The following is a 13,761-nucleotide window of genomic DNA, read 5'->3' as shown; positions in this document are numbered from 1 at the left end:
CGATAACCGCCTCAGGACGACGCGGAAAAGACCTTGGCAAGACCCGCGTCAGAGAAGAGGAAGTGACCGATATGACCAGTCAGCCTGTGTCGAATTTCAATCACGTGATCGCCGCGCTTCAGCTTCTGGGCGCCGGACCGGGGGGTGCAGAGAATGAGCCGGTCCGCCGCGCGCTGGAAACCCTGAATGCGGCGTATCCGGGGCGGTCCGGGACCGAGGCTCCTCTACCCGGTCCCGACCGCCCGACCTGGGCCGCGTTCCGCCGCCTGGAACGCGAGAACCAATTGCTGATCGATCACGCCGAGATGCTGGCCTGCGCGCTTGGCGCCTGCCCGAACTGCTGGGGCAGGCTGCATGATTGCGAGGAATGCGGCGGTCTGGGCCGACCGGGCGCCTTCAATCCCGACCGCGCCTGTTTCGATCACCTTGTCCTGCCCGTCATCTGTCGCGTCATGGGCTATGATCCCACCGAAGCGTCCGATCACGGCGCAGACCCGCAATCCCGTCCCGAAGGCAGTCCGGACGGGGTCCGCCCGCTGAGCAGTTCCTTGTAACGAGTTCCTCCCTGCTCGACGTCCCGCTTGCGGGCGGCCCTGGGCGGACGGTCTTCGGACCGTCCGCCCTTTTCGCCTTCGGCGTCACGGCGACCGGGACGAGGGCGGGATGACTGATGCCGCACGGATCGTCGGCGGCCTAGAACAGCGGGTTCACGGCAAAGGGATCGGCTTGGGTCCGGGTGGCGATGCTGCGGCCCGGCCCTGACAAGGTCGCGATCTGGCGGGCCAGCAGCGCGATGGCCTGCGAGACGGCGGCAGCCACGGCGGCGGGCTGTTCGCCCGCCATCGGAACCGAAATGTCGAAGCTGCGGGCCTGGTTGGACCCGCCGCTGCCCTCGTCCGAGACGAAATAGCGTCCCGACAGCCGATAGATGTTATTCGCCTGCGCCAGCGCCTTTTCGACCCGCACCTCCAGCACGCGCTGTGGCGGCTGGGCCAGGGGCCATGGCTCGCCGATCACCGTCGCGCCCGAGACGTCCGAAATCGCGCGCGCCAGGCTGAGGGTAAAGGCCCGTTGCGGGCTGTCGGCCCACAGATCGTCCGGCGTGGAACGCACCGCGCCATCGGGCGTCTGCCAGGAAACCTCCTGCCCCGAGGCATATTCGGGCAGCGACACGTCCTTCAGTTCGGCCGTGCCCAACCGGTTCGCGACCATGTCGCCGGTGGCGGGCGGGTCGATCAGATAGCGGGCGGTCTTTTCCGGGTTGGAACAGGCCGCCAGCGCCAGAAGGCCAAGGGCCGCGATCAGCGGGGCGGTCCTGCGCGAGGCGAAAGGCATCGTCATCATCTCATCGTCCCAGAATGAAGGCGCGGGGGTTGCGTTCGATCAGGCGCGCCAGCGATCCCACGGCTTCGCTGGCCCGGCGCAATTCGCGCAGCAATCCGATCGTTTCGTTGTTGAAGGTGGACCGATCGCCATAGGCGCCCAGCACCGCGTCGGCCCGCCCGGCGGTCGCCTGCAGACGCTGGATCAGTTGCGGCAATTGCTGGACCGACCGGGCCACCTCGTCGGCGGCGACGCTGGCCGATCGCAGGGTGTCGTTCAGACTGCCGACCGCGTTGCCGTCGCGCAGATCGTCCAGCAACCCCGAGGCCGAAGCCAGAACCTTCGACAGATTGCGCGGCAATTGCGCGGCATCATCGCTGCCCAGCATGGCACGCAGATCGGCCAGGATCCCCTCGGCCTGATTGCTGACCTCGGCAAAGCCGAACTTCTCGACCGCGGCGGCGGTCGCGTCGATCTGATCGACCATGGCCGGCACGTCGGCGGCGGCCAGCCGGACCGCCTCGGCGGCGGCGGCGGCCTCGTCGACCAGCTTGCCCAGATTGGCGGCGGCGCCCGATTGCTGCACGTCCCCCGCGATCCGGTCGATCTGGCCGGCGGTGCGGTTCAGCGTATCGATCAGGCTCGCGATCCTGGCCGGCAGCGCGGCAGCCTGGGGCGTGCCGATCACGTCGCGGATTTCCTGCAGGGCGGCGTCAAGCTGCGCCCCGATCGAGGCAAAGTCCACGTCGCGGACCGAGGTCGCTGCATTCTGAACCGAATCCATGATCTGGGGCAGCCGCTCGACCGCCTGATTCAGCTTGTCGGCCACCTCGCGCGCATCGGCCAGCGCGGTGCCCGCATTCTCGGCCGCGCCGGTCTGGCGGAAATCCAGCACCATCTGGCGAATATCGCCCAGGGTCTGCTGCGCATCCTGCATCGCGGCGCGAACGCTTTCCGGGATCGCGCGGGTGTCCTGCGACGCGGCCAGCGCGGTCACCGCGTTCATCATGTCGGTCGCCGATTGCAGCACTTCCTCGATCGGCAGGTTGCCGATGCGGGTCATGAATCCCTGCGCGCTGGCGGTGAAATCCTCAAGATCGCCCTCGACCGAGGGCATGATCGGATTCGGTTGCGCCGCGGTGTCGATCTGCGCGGGGGCCGCGCCCGGGATCTCGACCAGTTCGACCATCAACGTCGCGCCGAGAAAGCCCGAAGCGGCCAGCCGCGCGCGCAGCCCCTTGGCCACGGCGTCCTGCAGGAAGGCCAGCGTCTGGTCGGCCGTGGTGCCGTCGGGCAGGCCCATCCGCGCCGGCGAGATGGCGATATTGACGCGCTGGCGCACGGCGGTCGTGCCCGAGGGATCCTTGCTGACATCGATGGCCAGATCGGTGACCTGGCCGACGCGGAGACCTTCGTACTGGACCTCGGCGCCGGTCTGCAGCCCGCGCACGGAATCGCCCACGAGGATGCTCAGCCGCAGCAGGTTGTCGTCCTCGCCGGTGAACACGGCATTGCGCGCCGCGTCCTCATCGGCCTGGATCGCATAGACCTGGTCGCGCCCGATCGGCTGGCCTCCACTGACCAGAGTGTCGAAGGCAACCCCGCCCTGCAACAGCGAGGACAGCGAATTGACGTTGAAGGCCAGTCCGCTGGTTCCCAGCGACAGCGAAAAGCCGGAAGTGTCCCAGAATACGGTCTGGGTCGTCAGCCTTTCGTCATACGGGGCCTCGATGAAGGCGTCCACGATCACCTTCTGACCGCTTTCGTCCAGCCGCAGGTTTTCCATGCGACCGGCCTCGAGCCCGTGGAAAAGGATCGGCGCGCCCTCGGTCAGCCCGTCGGCATTGTCGGTCGTCAGCCGGACCCAGGTGCCCTTGGCGTCCTCGCGGATCAGCGGCGGCCGGACCAGGCCCACGAAACGGGTCTGCGGCTGAGCGACCTGCGCATCCCAGTATCCCTCGATGAACGAGCCGGTCAGAACCGTGTCGAGCCGCGTCACCCCCTGCGCGGTGACCTGCGGGCGCACGATCCAGAAGGCGGCATCGGCGTCGATATAGGGTGCCACGTCCTTGTCCACGCGAATCTGGACGATGACCTTCGACAAGTCAGGGGTAAAACTGACGGATTCCACCTGCCCGACGGTGATCTCGCGAAAGCGCAGGACCGTCTCGCCGGGGGTCACGCCGGTGGCATCGGCGAATTCGACCTCGATCAGGCTGCCGCGTTCGGCAAAGGCATTCCAGGCGATGGCCAGCGTGACCACCAGCGCGATGATCGGCACCAGCCAGATCACGTTCACGCCGGCCTGCGCCGCACGGACCGCGGTCTTGCGCACCGGAGAGGCCGGTTTCGGCGGCGGCGTATCACTCATTCCCTGTTGCTTCCCTGCCCGTCAGTCTTCGGTCCGGCTGCGCAGCGGCAATCCGCGCCAGATCAGTCTTGGATCGAAACTTTGCGCGGAAAGCATTGTAAACGCAACAGACAGCGCGAAAGACGCAGCGGCAGGACCGGGATGGATCGAGGCGACAAAGCCAAGCTGCACCAGCGCCGACAGGATCGCGACCACGAAGACATCGATCATCGACCAGCGGCCGATGAATTCGACCACCTCGAAGATCTTCAGCCGGGTATGGGCCTGTTCGGTCGTGGCGGGGCGTCCCGCGACCATGGCCAGCCAGGCGATGGCCACGAATTTCGCGATCGGCACCACGATCGAGGCCACGAAGACGATCGCCGCGATGTCGTAATTGCCATAATGGATCAGTTCCATCACGCCTTCGATGATGGTGGATTCCGTGTTGCCCTGAAGCCCCGCGAAGGTCTGCGTGCTCATCATCGGAAACAGGTTCGCGGGAATATACAGGATCAGCCCGGCGAACCACCAGGCCCAGACATGCTGCAGCCGGCGCCGGTCCGGGGGCACCAGCACGGCGCCGCAGCGGGCACAGCGTGTCCGGGTTTCGGGCCAGACCCTGCCGCAGGAATGGCAACCCAGCAATCCGGCGCGGTGGGCGGTCATGACCGGGCCGCGATGGCCGGTTCCGGTTTCGGCCCCGCTCATGGCTGACGGACCTCGACCATCTCGCGGCCATCCGTCTTCTGTCCGGCATCCTCGATGGCGTCCCAGATCGTGGTCTGGCACATGAAGCCGCGCGAGGCGAGGTTGACCAGGATCAGCGCGCAAAAGGCCCAGAACGCCGGGCCCAGATGGACCGTGGCAAGACCGGCCACCTTGACCAGCGCAACCGAGGTGCCGATCACGAAGATCTCGGCCATGGACCAGGGTCGCAGCGTCTCGGACAGGCGAAAGGCGGTGGCGGCGTGGCGATAGGGCGCGCTGCCCTGCGCCAGCGGCACCAGCGTATAGACCAGCAGAAAGGCGCGCAGGACCGGCAGGCCGATCACCATGGCCAGCACCGCCAGAACCAGCGGCAGCAACACCCCGTCGGCAAAGGCAAGCGCCACGCCGAACAGCGAGGTCGCATTGCCGAATCCCATCCGCGAGATTTCGAGAAAGGGAAAGAACACCGCCCCCAGAAGCAACACCATCGAGGTGAAGGACAGCGCGATCAACTGGCTGAACGCGCCGCCGCGCGGCTTGGCCAGAACCGTGCCACAGCGGATGCAGCGCGCGGTTTCGCCCTCGGCAAGCTCTTCCTCGACATGCAGCGCATCGCAGCGCGGGCAAGCCAGAAGCCCCTCGCCCGTGCTCAGATCGTATTGGCCCTGGATCACGCTCATGGAATGAAAGATAGCGTCGCCGCGCGGCGGCGCAAGGCGCGACAGTCCGGCGTCAATGCCGCGACCCCTCGCGCGCCGCCGAGGTCAGCACGACATTGCGCGGATCGGACACGCCGATCATGCTGGGCGCGACGATCGTGAATTCCAGCCGCAGCGCATAGCGGTCGTCCATCGACTGGATCTCGGCTTCGCCGTCCAGCTGGGTCGAGAACGCCTCGATCAGCTGACCGCCGAGACCGGTGCCGTCGCCATCGCTGTCGCGCGAGGCATCGCCGACCGAGTTCTCGATCACCAGCAGGGCGCGGCCCGGCTCGGTTTCCGACAGCCGGATCGAAACCCAGGGCGCGGAACCGCCGGCCGGCGTCCCGGCATATTTCAGCGCGTTGGTGAAAGCCTCGGTCGCAAGCAGCGTCAGCGGCACGGCCTGATCGGGCAGCAGCGTCAGCGGCGCGATCTCGGTGCTGATATTCAGATCGCTGCCCGGCCCGACCGAGGCATTGGCAAGCTGGTTGACGATATCGCCGATCAGCCGGTCGGCCTCGACCGCGTCCAGATGCTCGGCCTGGTAGAGGTTGCGATAGATCGTGGCCAAGGCGGCAACCCGGTCCTGCACCGACCGCAGCACGCCGCGCGCCTGGCTGTTTTCGATCATCCGGCTTTGCATGTTGATGATCGAGGCGATGAGCTGGAGATTGTTCTTGACGCGGTGATGAACCTCTTTCAGCAGAACGGTCTTTTCGGCGACCGCCTCCTCCATGGTTTCCTCGTCTCGGATCAGGATCCGGGCCATGTTGTGAAAGGTCTGGCTGACATCGGCGATTTCGGTGGGCGCATCCGACAGGACCGGCGGCGGCTCGGACCGGTTGCCGATGGCAAAGCGGCGCATCTGGCCACGCAGCACGGTGATATGGCGCAGCACCAGACGGAAAACGGCGAAATAGGCCACGCCCAGCGAGGCCAGCCACAAGGCGATGGGAATCGTCACGGCGCCGAAACGCGACAGCTGGAACAGGCCCAGCCCCGCGATCTTCGGGCTCCAGCTGCCCAGGGCATAGACCAGGCCGGGCACGACGGGAACCACGGTAAAGACCCGTTCCTGACCGCTGCCCGAAATCGCGCGGAAACTGGTCTCGCTGCGCGACAGCAGCCCGATCAGGTCGGTGTCGCGCGGGATGATGTCGCGGGCCGATCCGTCCTGGGACAGATCCGATGTCAGGATTTCGCCGCGCTGGTTGAAGGTCACGATCCGGGCGCCGTCGGTCGCGAAAGCCATCGCGTGCGTGGATTGCAGCAATTCATGGGTCAGCGACAGGCCGACATAGCCCAGCAATTCCCGGTCGCGATACAATGGCTGCATCACCAGAACCACCGACCGGCCGCTGACGATGCCCCGTTCGACGGATGTAACCATCGTGCCGGGCTGGGCGAGAAAGGCCTTGAAGGCGGGCGATTGGCGCATGTCGGCGGCAACGCCCCCATTCGCGCCGGAATTGCAATCGCTGCGCCCGTCCAGCCGGGTGAAGCCGGCATAGACATAGGTGGCGCTGCGTTCGATGAAATTGCGCATCAGGTCGGCGCAGACCTGTGGCCGGTCCAGCGCCTCCAGCACGGCGGGACCAAGCGCGTCGGCCGAACCGAGCGCGCTTTGCAGCAGCGCCCTTTCGCCCGCGGCGGCCGATGCGGTGCGGCCCATCAGCGCGATCTCGGCGCTGCGTTCGGCTTCGCGCGCCAGGTTGAGGTTCTGGATCAGCGAAATCAGCCCCAGCGGCAGGATCGCCACCGACAGAAGGGTGCCAAGCCGGAAGCCCAGCCCGCGGGTGAATTCCAGCCTGTCGCGAAGCCGTCTCAGCATCGCGCGCCCTTTCCTCAGCGGGTGATGCCCTGATTGGCAGACATCACCGCCAGCGTTGCCTGATCGGTCATGTCCAGTTCTTCCCCGTGTTCGAGATGCAGCAACTCCGCCAGCTTGCGGCGGCCGCGATTGGCGCGCGACTTGACGGTGCCGATGGCGACGCCGGTCATGCCGGCCGCTTCCTCGTAGGAAAAACCCGATGCGCCGACAAGGATCAACGCCTCGCGCTGTTCATCCGGCAGTTGCTCGAAAGCGGCGCGGAAATCCTTCAGCGCAAGCCGTCCGTCATGATCGGGCCTCGTGGCCTGGCGGGCGGCATGGATGCCGTCGGTGTCGCTGACCTCGCGCTTTGTCTTGCGGCGGGCCGAATAGAAGGTGTTGCGCAGGATGGTGAACAGCCAGGCACGCAGATTGGTGCCGGCCTGGAACTTGTCCATGTTGGTCCATGCCTTGACGATCGTGTCCTGCACCAGGTCGTCGGCGGAAGCCCCCTCGCGTGTCAGCGACAGGGCAAAGGCGCGCAGCGCCGGAAGGTGATCGACCAGCTCGTCGCGGGGATCGGTCTGCGGGGTTTTCGTCATGGGGTGCGCCTTCGCGGCAGAATGCTTGCGGGAATTGTCATTCCTGCTCGCGCAGTTGCTTGAGAAGGTCGAGGAACCGATCGGGAACCTGTTCGTTGGCATCCTGCTCGTAGACCCGCCTCAGGTTCTCGTCGATCTGTTTTTCGAAGGCGGCCTTTTGCCGCTCATCTCGTTTCGGTGTCATGTTTTTGTTAGTCCCGGAAATCTTGTGCGCACCCTAGCCAACCTGTAGGGGTTAGGGAAGGTTCCGCAACATGCGAAATTCAAGGACAGGAAAATGTCGTCAGCCAATCTCGCCCAATCGATCGGACGCGAGCTTCCCTATCTGCGCCGCTATGCGCGCGCGCTGACCGGAAGCCAGACCGCCGGGGACAATTATGCCGCAGCCACCCTGGAAGCGATCCTGACCGATCGGTCGGTGTTGCAGGACGAGGATGATACCCGCCTCGGCCTGTTCCGCACCTTCCATGCCATCTGGCAGAGTTCGGGCCAGCCCGTCGCCGAGGCCGATTCGGTCCGCGAAAGACGCGCCCAGGATCATCTGCGCCGCCTGACGCCGAATTCGCGCGAGGCGCTGTTGCTGCGCACGATCGAGGAATTGCGCTATGACCAGATCGCCCGCGTGATGCAGGTCGATCAGCGCGAGGCCGAGGAACTGGTCCAGATCGCGCTGAACGAAATGGGCCAGGCAATCAGCGGCAAGGTCATGGTGATCGAGGATGAGATGATCATCGCCATGGACCTGAAAGGCATCGTTCAGGCGATGGGTCATGAGGTTACGGGCGTCGCCCGCACCCATACCCAGGCCGTCGATCTGGCCGGAAAGGCGCGCCCCGACCTGATCCTGGCCGATATCCAGCTTGCCGACGGATCTTCCGGCATCGACGCGGTGAACGAGATGATGCGCGAGATGGGCGATATTCCGGTGATCTTCATCACCGCCTTCCCCGAAAGGCTTCTGACCGGCGACCGTCACGAGCCGGCCTTCCTGATTTCCAAGCCCTACAGCGAGGAACAGGTCCGGTCCGCCGTCAGCCAGGCGATGTTCTTCGCCTCGACCGAGGGGCTGGACGCGGCCTGACCCTTCGCCGGGCCGGGTTCCGCCCGTCCCGGCCTGCGGCCCTTTCATCTCGGGTCGCGGTCCGGGCGTCTAGTCGCGCAGCCCCTCGCGGGCCTCGCGGGCGGCCCTGATGCGGCGGCGGCGGGCCAGTTCGACGTTGATCAGCGCGCCCAGAAGGACCGAGAAACCCGCGAGGTAGAACCACATCAGCAGCGCGACCACGGTTCCGATCGAGCCATAGATCCGGTTATAGCTGTTGAAGCTGCTGAGATAGGCCGAAAACGCGACCGAGGCCGCCGCCCAGAGACAGGCCGCAAACAGCGCCCCCCAGGTAAAGACCGGCGTGCGCGGCGTCTTCACATTCGGGCCATAGCGGTAAAGGATGCCGATGCCCAGGATCACCAGCGCGAACATGCCCGCCCAGGGCAGCGCGGTTACCAGCCATGCCCGCAGGGGCGCGATGACCATGAAGTTCAGGACGACCGGCACGATGACGATGGTCGCAAGCCCGGCCAGCGAGATGCCGACGATGGCCAGGGTCAGCCCATAGGCAAGGATGAAGCCGAAAATGGTGGAATGCGAGCGGACGCCGTAGGCCGCGTTGAGCCCGCGCACCAACGCATCGACCCCCGCGCGCGCCGCGATGGTCGCCACCATGAACGAGATGAACGAGGCCCAGCCGATCGAGGTGTTCTCGGCCGAGGTCAGCGACCGCACCTGTCCGTCGATCAGCTTGGCGGCGCCTTCGGGCAGGAATTCGTGGGCCACGTCGACATAGGCCATGATCACCGTCGGGTCGAACCACAGGCTCCACAGCGCGATGATCGCGGCCAGTCCGGGAAAGACCGCGAACATTGCATAGAAGGCGACCCCTGCCGCGATCAGGCCCATGTGGATCTTGTCCATCCGCTCGAAGATGGCGGACCAGAAACTCCACAGATCGCGGATCAGGCTCAGCATCTGGCCCCCTTCGCGCCCGGCCGGGCCGCGGGATCGCGGCGGGGGCGCAACGATCTCATGTGCCGAACCGCAACCACAGCGAAGCCTCGCCCATCCGTGCCGTGAATTCGGCGTGGGCGGCGGCCTCGGCCTCGGTCAGGCGGGGCGGCAGGGGCGCGGGGCGCGGGGCCCTGCGGATCAGACCGGCGGCCTGTCGTTGATCCGTGCCCGTTGCGCCGGGACGGTCCAGCACCAGATCGGGCTGGCGGCCGCCGATCAGTTCCAGATAGACCTCGGCCAGCAATTCCGAATCCAGCAATGCACCGTGCAGATCGCGGTTGGAATTGTCCACGCCGAAGCGGCGGCAAAGCGCGTCCAGAGACGAGGGCGAGCCGGGAAATTTCTCGCGCGCCAGCGCCAGCGTGTCCAGAGCCCGCGACCAGGGAAGCGTGGGAAACCCCGCCCGGCGCAGTTCGGCATTCAGGAATTTCATGTCGAAGCTGGCATTGTGGATCACCAGCCGCGCATCCTCGGCGACGAAATCGACGAAGCTTTGCGCGATCTCGGCGAAACCGGGCTTGTCGCGCAGGAAATCGTCGCCAAGCCCGTGAATCTCGAACGCCTCTTGCGGCATCGGGCGTCCTGGGTTGATGTAGACGTGGAAGGTACGGCCGGTGGGCAGATGATTGATCAGTTCCAGTGCGCCGATCTCGACGATGCGGTCGTCCTTCTCGGCGTCGAAGCCGGTCGTTTCCGTATCCAGAACGATCTCACGCATGGGCGGCGATCTCCTTGCAGATGGCTTCGACGGCGGCGCGCGCGCCCTCTGGTGTATCGGTCGGGATGATCCAGTCGGCAAGCGCGCGTTTCCGCACATCCGGCATCTGCCGGTCCAGGATCATCTGCAGGGTGTCGCGATTCATGCCGGGGCGTTCCAGCACCCGCCTGCGCTGTGTCTCGGAGTCGGTGCTGACGACGGCGACGCCGTCAAGCTGGCCCTGGCCATCGCCCTCGAACAGAAGCGGGATGTCCAGGACGACAAGTGCGGCATCGGAATGGCGCGCGACAAAGGCCCTGCGGTCGGCGGCGACAAGCGGATGGACGATGGATTCCAGCCGTTTCAACGCCGCCGGATCGGCCCCGAGCGCCTGTTTCAGCGCCGGACGGTCGATGGCGCCGTCCTTCAGCGCCTCAGGGAAGGCGGCGGCGACGGGTTCGACCGCCGCACCGCCCCTGGCATAGAGATCGTGCACGGCCTGATCGGCGTCCCAGACCGGATGTCCCAGATCGCGAAACATCCGCGCCGTCGTGGACTTGCCCATGCCGATGCCCCCGGTCAGTCCCAGAAGAAAGCTCATCCCAGCACCACGCGGCGGGTTTCCTCGTCAACATCGGGGCGGTGGCCGAACCAGCGTTCGAAGCCGGGGGCGGCCTGATGCAGCAACATCCCCAGCCCGTCCACGGTGTGACAGCCGATCTGGCGAGCGGCGGCGAGAAACGGCGTTTCCAGCGGGGTATAGACCAGATCGGTGGCCAGCGCTTGCGGCTGCAGAGCGTCCAGCGGCACCCGCAGCGGCTGCTTGCCGGTCATGCCCAGCGAGGTGGCGTTCACGACCAGACCGGCCCCTTCCAGCATGTTGCCGGCCTGCGCCCAGTCATAGACGACCAGACGCGCGCCAAATTCGGACTTGATCTGTTCCGACCGGATCCGGGTGCGGTTGCTGATCCGCAATTCGCGGACGCCGCTGTCCAGAAGCGAGGCGACGACCGCCCGCGCCGCGCCGCCGGCGCCGATAACCGCCGCGGGGCCGGCATCGGGCCGCCAGTCGGGCGCGTTCTGGCGCAGATTGGCGATGAAGCCATAACCATCGGTGTTGTCGGCATGGATCTTGCCGTCGGGGCGGAAGATCAGCGTGTTGGCGGCCCCGATCAGGGCCGCGCGGTCCGAAACCGCGTCGGCAAGGGCCAGCACCGCCTCCTTGTGGGGAATCGTCACGTTCACCCCGACAAAGCCCGCCCGCGGCAGGACGCGCAGCACGTCGGCCAGATGCTCGGCCCGAACGGGCAGCGGCATGTAATGGCCCGCGATGCCGTAGCGTTGCAGCCAGAATCCGTGCAGGCGGGGCGAACGCGAATGGGCGATCGGCATCCCGATGACGCCGGCAAGCGGGATCTGTGCGGCCGGTCTGGCGGGATCGTCTTGCATCTGCTTTGTCCATTGATCGTTTCGGGCAGAGTAATCCTTTGGCGACGATGGAAAAAGTCCGAACGCGGCCGCAACGCGCCATTGTTGCAGCGAAGACCCGGCTTTTGTGGACGGAATCGTGGGGGAATCGGTCCGGGGCATGTTGGTACGCCTGAGGATGGCTGCAAGGACACGAATTCCGCCCGGGACATAACCGGAACGAAGGCTGGCAATCCACAAGTGGACAAGACCCGCGGCGCCGCGATACGGGTTGTGGACACCCCCGACAACAACCGTGTCGTCCCGAAGTTGTCCAGATATCAAATTCATGAAAACAAAAGATATTATCACTTTCAAAGAAGTTTTCCCGGACTTATCCACAGGCGCGCAAATGGTGGATAGGTGCGGGGAGCGATGCCCAGTCCCGCAATCCACAGGCCCTACTTCAACTACATTCCTTTTTCATATCTTTTTATTTAAGTGGTCGGAAACGAGGCCCCGATGACCGACCTGATGATCGCGTTCTATCCCTATGTGAAAGCCTTCCATGTGATCGCGGTGATCTCGTGGATGGCTGGGCTGTTCTACCTGCCGCGTCTGTTCGTCTATCACGCCGAGCGCGGCGCCGAGGCAGCGGAGCCGACAGACAGCTTCCGCATCATGGAGGAGAAGCTGCTGCGCGTGATCATGCGGCCGGCGATGATCGCGACCTGGGCCAGCGGATTATGGCTGGTGGCAACGCCGGGTATCCTCGATTGGACGGCCCTGTGGCCCTGGTTCAAGGCCACCGGGGTGCTGGGAATGACCGGATTTCACATCTGGTGCGCGGCCGAGCGGCGGCGGATTGCGGCCGGAGCGATCCGTCGCGGTCGGTCTTATCGGCTGATGAACGAGGTGCCCACAGTGCTGCTCATCGGCATTGTCGTGTCGGTCATCGTCAAATTCTAGGTGGGCGATTGACTCGCCGGTTCTGCCGGCCTATGTCGCGACCAAGCCCGGCCGTCCGGTACGGGGATTCCCACACGAATATGACATGACCGACCTTCGACGCGGGGGCGGCCTACGGTGACGATATGAGCGATGAGCGCCTGAACCTGTCCGAACTCAAGGCGAAAAGCCCGGCCGACTTGCTGTCCATGGCCGAGGAATGGGAAATCGAGAACGCCTCGACCATGCGCAAGGGCGAGATGATGTTCTCGATCCTCAAGGAACATGCCGAAGAAGGTTGGGATATCGGCGGCGAGGGGGTGTTGGAGGTCGTGCAGGACGGTTTCGGCTTTCTGCGTTCGACCGAAGCCAATTACCTGCCCGGGCCCGACGACATTTATGTCAGCCCCGACATGATCCGGCAGCATTCCCTGCGGACCGGCGACAGCGTCGAGGGCGTCATTCGGGCCCCGGGCGAGAACGAGCGGTATTTCGCGCTGACCAGGGTCGAGAGGATCAACTTCGAGGATCCCGAGAAAGCCCGCCACAAGGTCGCCTTCGACAACCTGACCCCGCTCTATCCCGATGAACGGATGACGATGGAGATCGAGGATCCCACGATCAGGGATCGCAGCGCGCGGATCATCGACCTGGTGGCGCCGATCGGGAAGGGGCAGCGGTCGCTGATCGTCGCGCCTCCGCGGACCGGCAAGACCGTGCTGCTGCAGAACATCGCCCATTCGATCGAGCGCAATCACCCGGAATGCTATCTGATCGTTTTGCTGATCGACGAGCGGCCCGAAGAGGTCACCGACATGCAGCGCAGCGTGAGGGGCGAGGTGATTTCATCGACCTTCGACGAACCGGCCAGCCGGCACGTCGCGGTGAGCGAAATGGTGATCGAAAAGGCCAAGCGCCTGGTCGAGCATAAACGAGATGTTGTGATTCTTCTGGATTCTATCACAAGACTTGGTAGAGCGTTCAATACCGTGGTTCCCAGCTCGGGCAAGGTTCTGACTGGTGGCGTCGATGCGAATGCCTTGCAGCGGCCAAAGCGTTTCTTCGGCGCTGCACGGAATATCGAAGAGGGCGGGTCGCTGACCATCATCGCGACCGCGCTGATCGATACGGGCTCGCGCATGGACGAGGTGAT

15 protein-coding genes are annotated in these 13,761 nt (G+C 65.3%); 4 read left to right on the top strand and 11 right to left on the bottom strand.

All coding sequences use genetic code 11. The features are described from left to right. Window positions 1-71 precede the first annotated feature (71 nt). Window positions 72-554, top strand: a complete 483-nt coding sequence (locus B4A72_RS03710; RefSeq protein WP_292951507.1) for a hypothetical protein — start codon at window positions 72-74, stop codon at window positions 552-554. 139 nt (window positions 555-693) lie between these two features. On the opposite strand, the gene B4A72_RS03705 is transcribed toward B4A72_RS03710, so the two are convergent. The 7 genes from B4A72_RS03705 to B4A72_RS03675 are packed head-to-tail and all read right to left on the bottom strand — an operon-like array spanning window position 694 to window position 7,681. Further along, the gene (locus B4A72_RS03705) at window positions 694-1,344 is read right to left on the bottom strand and encodes a PqiC family protein (RefSeq protein ID WP_292978104.1); all 651 of its coding nucleotides are present in this window, start codon (window positions 1,342-1,344) and stop codon (window positions 694-696) included. A 1-nt stretch (window position 1,345) separates the two neighbouring features. Continuing rightward, the gene (locus B4A72_RS03700; protein WP_292951501.1) at window positions 1,346-3,694 is read right to left on the bottom strand and encodes an intermembrane transport protein PqiB; all 2,349 of its coding nucleotides are present in this window, start codon (window positions 3,692-3,694) and stop codon (window positions 1,346-1,348) included. A 21-nt stretch (window positions 3,695-3,715) separates the two neighbouring features. Then, entirely contained in the window at window positions 3,716-4,384 is a 669-nt protein-coding gene (locus B4A72_RS03695; protein WP_292951498.1) for a paraquat-inducible protein A, read from the bottom strand. Beyond that, window positions 4,381-5,064: a paraquat-inducible protein A gene (locus B4A72_RS03690; RefSeq protein WP_292951495.1), complete on the bottom strand. Its 684-nt coding sequence runs from the start codon at window positions 5,062-5,064 to the stop codon at window positions 4,381-4,383. The genes B4A72_RS03695 and B4A72_RS03690 overlap by 4 nt, the downstream gene beginning before the upstream one ends. Window positions 5,065-5,116: 52 nt before the next feature. Further along, window positions 5,117-6,916, bottom strand: a complete 1,800-nt coding sequence (locus B4A72_RS03685; RefSeq protein WP_292951492.1) for a sensor histidine kinase — start codon at window positions 6,914-6,916, stop codon at window positions 5,117-5,119. Window positions 6,917-6,930: 14 nt separating this feature from the next. Beyond that, entirely contained in the window at window positions 6,931-7,497 is a 567-nt protein-coding gene (locus B4A72_RS03680; RefSeq protein ID WP_292951489.1) for an RNA polymerase sigma factor, read from the bottom strand. Window positions 7,498-7,534: 37 nt separating this feature from the next. Further along, the gene (locus B4A72_RS03675; RefSeq protein ID WP_292951486.1) at window positions 7,535-7,681 is read right to left on the bottom strand and encodes a NepR family anti-sigma factor; all 147 of its coding nucleotides are present in this window, start codon (window positions 7,679-7,681) and stop codon (window positions 7,535-7,537) included. A 93-nt stretch (window positions 7,682-7,774) separates the two neighbouring features. On the opposite strand from B4A72_RS03675, the gene B4A72_RS03670 reads away from it, so the two are divergent. Further along, window positions 7,775-8,578, top strand: coding sequence for a response regulator (locus B4A72_RS03670; RefSeq protein WP_292951483.1), 804 nt, complete (start codon window positions 7,775-7,777; stop codon window positions 8,576-8,578). 69 nt (window positions 8,579-8,647) lie between these two features. Here the strand turns inward: B4A72_RS03670 and B4A72_RS03665 are convergent, their stop codons facing one another. The 4 genes from B4A72_RS03665 to B4A72_RS03650 are packed head-to-tail and all read right to left on the bottom strand — an operon-like array spanning window position 8,648 to window position 11,702. Continuing rightward, entirely contained in the window at window positions 8,648-9,517 is an 870-nt protein-coding gene (locus tag B4A72_RS03665) for a YihY/virulence factor BrkB family protein (protein WP_292951480.1), read from the bottom strand. Between the two features lie 55 nt (window positions 9,518-9,572). Further along, complete coding sequence (gene dnaQ / locus B4A72_RS03660) at window positions 9,573-10,274, bottom strand: DNA polymerase III subunit epsilon (RefSeq protein WP_292951477.1); 702 nt, start codon at window positions 10,272-10,274, stop codon at window positions 9,573-9,575. Beyond that, on the bottom strand, window positions 10,267-10,854 hold the full coding sequence (gene coaE, locus B4A72_RS03655) for a dephospho-CoA kinase (RefSeq protein WP_292951474.1): 588 nt from the start codon (window positions 10,852-10,854) through the stop codon (window positions 10,267-10,269). Before coaE ends, dnaQ begins: the two co-directional genes overlap by 8 nt. Next, window positions 10,851-11,702, bottom strand: a complete 852-nt coding sequence (locus B4A72_RS03650) for a shikimate dehydrogenase (RefSeq protein ID WP_292951471.1) — start codon at window positions 11,700-11,702, stop codon at window positions 10,851-10,853. Before B4A72_RS03650 ends, coaE begins: the two co-directional genes overlap by 4 nt. 480 nt (window positions 11,703-12,182) lie before the next feature. Here B4A72_RS03650 and B4A72_RS03645 point away from each other — a divergent pair, with 480 nt between their 5' ends. Both B4A72_RS03645 and rho read left to right on the top strand, forming a co-directional pair. Continuing rightward, window positions 12,183-12,629, top strand: a complete 447-nt coding sequence (locus tag B4A72_RS03645) for a CopD family protein (RefSeq protein WP_292951328.1) — start codon at window positions 12,183-12,185, stop codon at window positions 12,627-12,629. A 125-nt stretch (window positions 12,630-12,754) separates the two neighbouring features. Next, a partial coding sequence (rho, locus tag B4A72_RS03640) for a transcription termination factor Rho (RefSeq protein WP_292978103.1) occupies window positions 12,755-13,761 on the top strand: 1,007 nt, incomplete at its 3' end.

It is taken from the genome of Paracoccus sp. UBA5162 (assembly GCF_002413585.1).
In the GTDB taxonomy this organism is placed as follows: domain Bacteria; phylum Pseudomonadota; class Alphaproteobacteria; order Rhodobacterales; family Rhodobacteraceae; genus Paracoccus.
The sequence above is the reverse complement of the archived record's forward strand: the minus strand, read 5'-3'. Positions and strand labels throughout refer to the sequence as shown.

Coding starts and splice junctions, on each gene's coding strand:
- B4A72_RS03710 (WP_292951507.1), top strand. CDS start 72: ATGACCAGTCAGCCTGTGTCGAATTTCAATCACGTGATCGCCGCGCTT.
- B4A72_RS03705 (WP_292978104.1), bottom strand. CDS start 1,344: ATGATGACGATGCCTTTCGCCTCGCGCAGGACCGCCCCGCTGATCGCG.
- B4A72_RS03700 (WP_292951501.1), bottom strand. CDS start 3,694: ATGAGTGATACGCCGCCGCCGAAACCGGCCTCTCCGGTGCGCAAGACC.
- B4A72_RS03695 (WP_292951498.1), bottom strand. CDS start 4,384: ATGAGCGGGGCCGAAACCGGAACCGGCCATCGCGGCCCGGTCATGACC.
- B4A72_RS03690 (WP_292951495.1), bottom strand. CDS start 5,064: ATGAGCGTGATCCAGGGCCAATACGATCTGAGCACGGGCGAGGGGCTT.
- B4A72_RS03685 (WP_292951492.1), bottom strand. CDS start 6,916: ATGCTGAGACGGCTTCGCGACAGGCTGGAATTCACCCGCGGGCTGGGC.
- B4A72_RS03680 (WP_292951489.1), bottom strand. CDS start 7,497: ATGACGAAAACCCCGCAGACCGATCCCCGCGACGAGCTGGTCGATCAC.
- B4A72_RS03675 (WP_292951486.1), bottom strand. CDS start 7,681: ATGACACCGAAACGAGATGAGCGGCAAAAGGCCGCCTTCGAAAAACAG.
- B4A72_RS03670 (WP_292951483.1), top strand. CDS start 7,775: ATGTCGTCAGCCAATCTCGCCCAATCGATCGGACGCGAGCTTCCCTAT.
- B4A72_RS03665 (WP_292951480.1), bottom strand. CDS start 9,517: ATGCTGAGCCTGATCCGCGATCTGTGGAGTTTCTGGTCCGCCATCTTC.
- dnaQ (WP_292951477.1), bottom strand. CDS start 10,274: ATGCGTGAGATCGTTCTGGATACGGAAACGACCGGCTTCGACGCCGAG.
- coaE (WP_292951474.1), bottom strand. CDS start 10,854: ATGAGCTTTCTTCTGGGACTGACCGGGGGCATCGGCATGGGCAAGTCC.
- B4A72_RS03650 (WP_292951471.1), bottom strand. CDS start 11,702: ATGCAAGACGATCCCGCCAGACCGGCCGCACAGATCCCGCTTGCCGGC.
- B4A72_RS03645 (WP_292951328.1), top strand. CDS start 12,183: ATGACCGACCTGATGATCGCGTTCTATCCCTATGTGAAAGCCTTCCAT.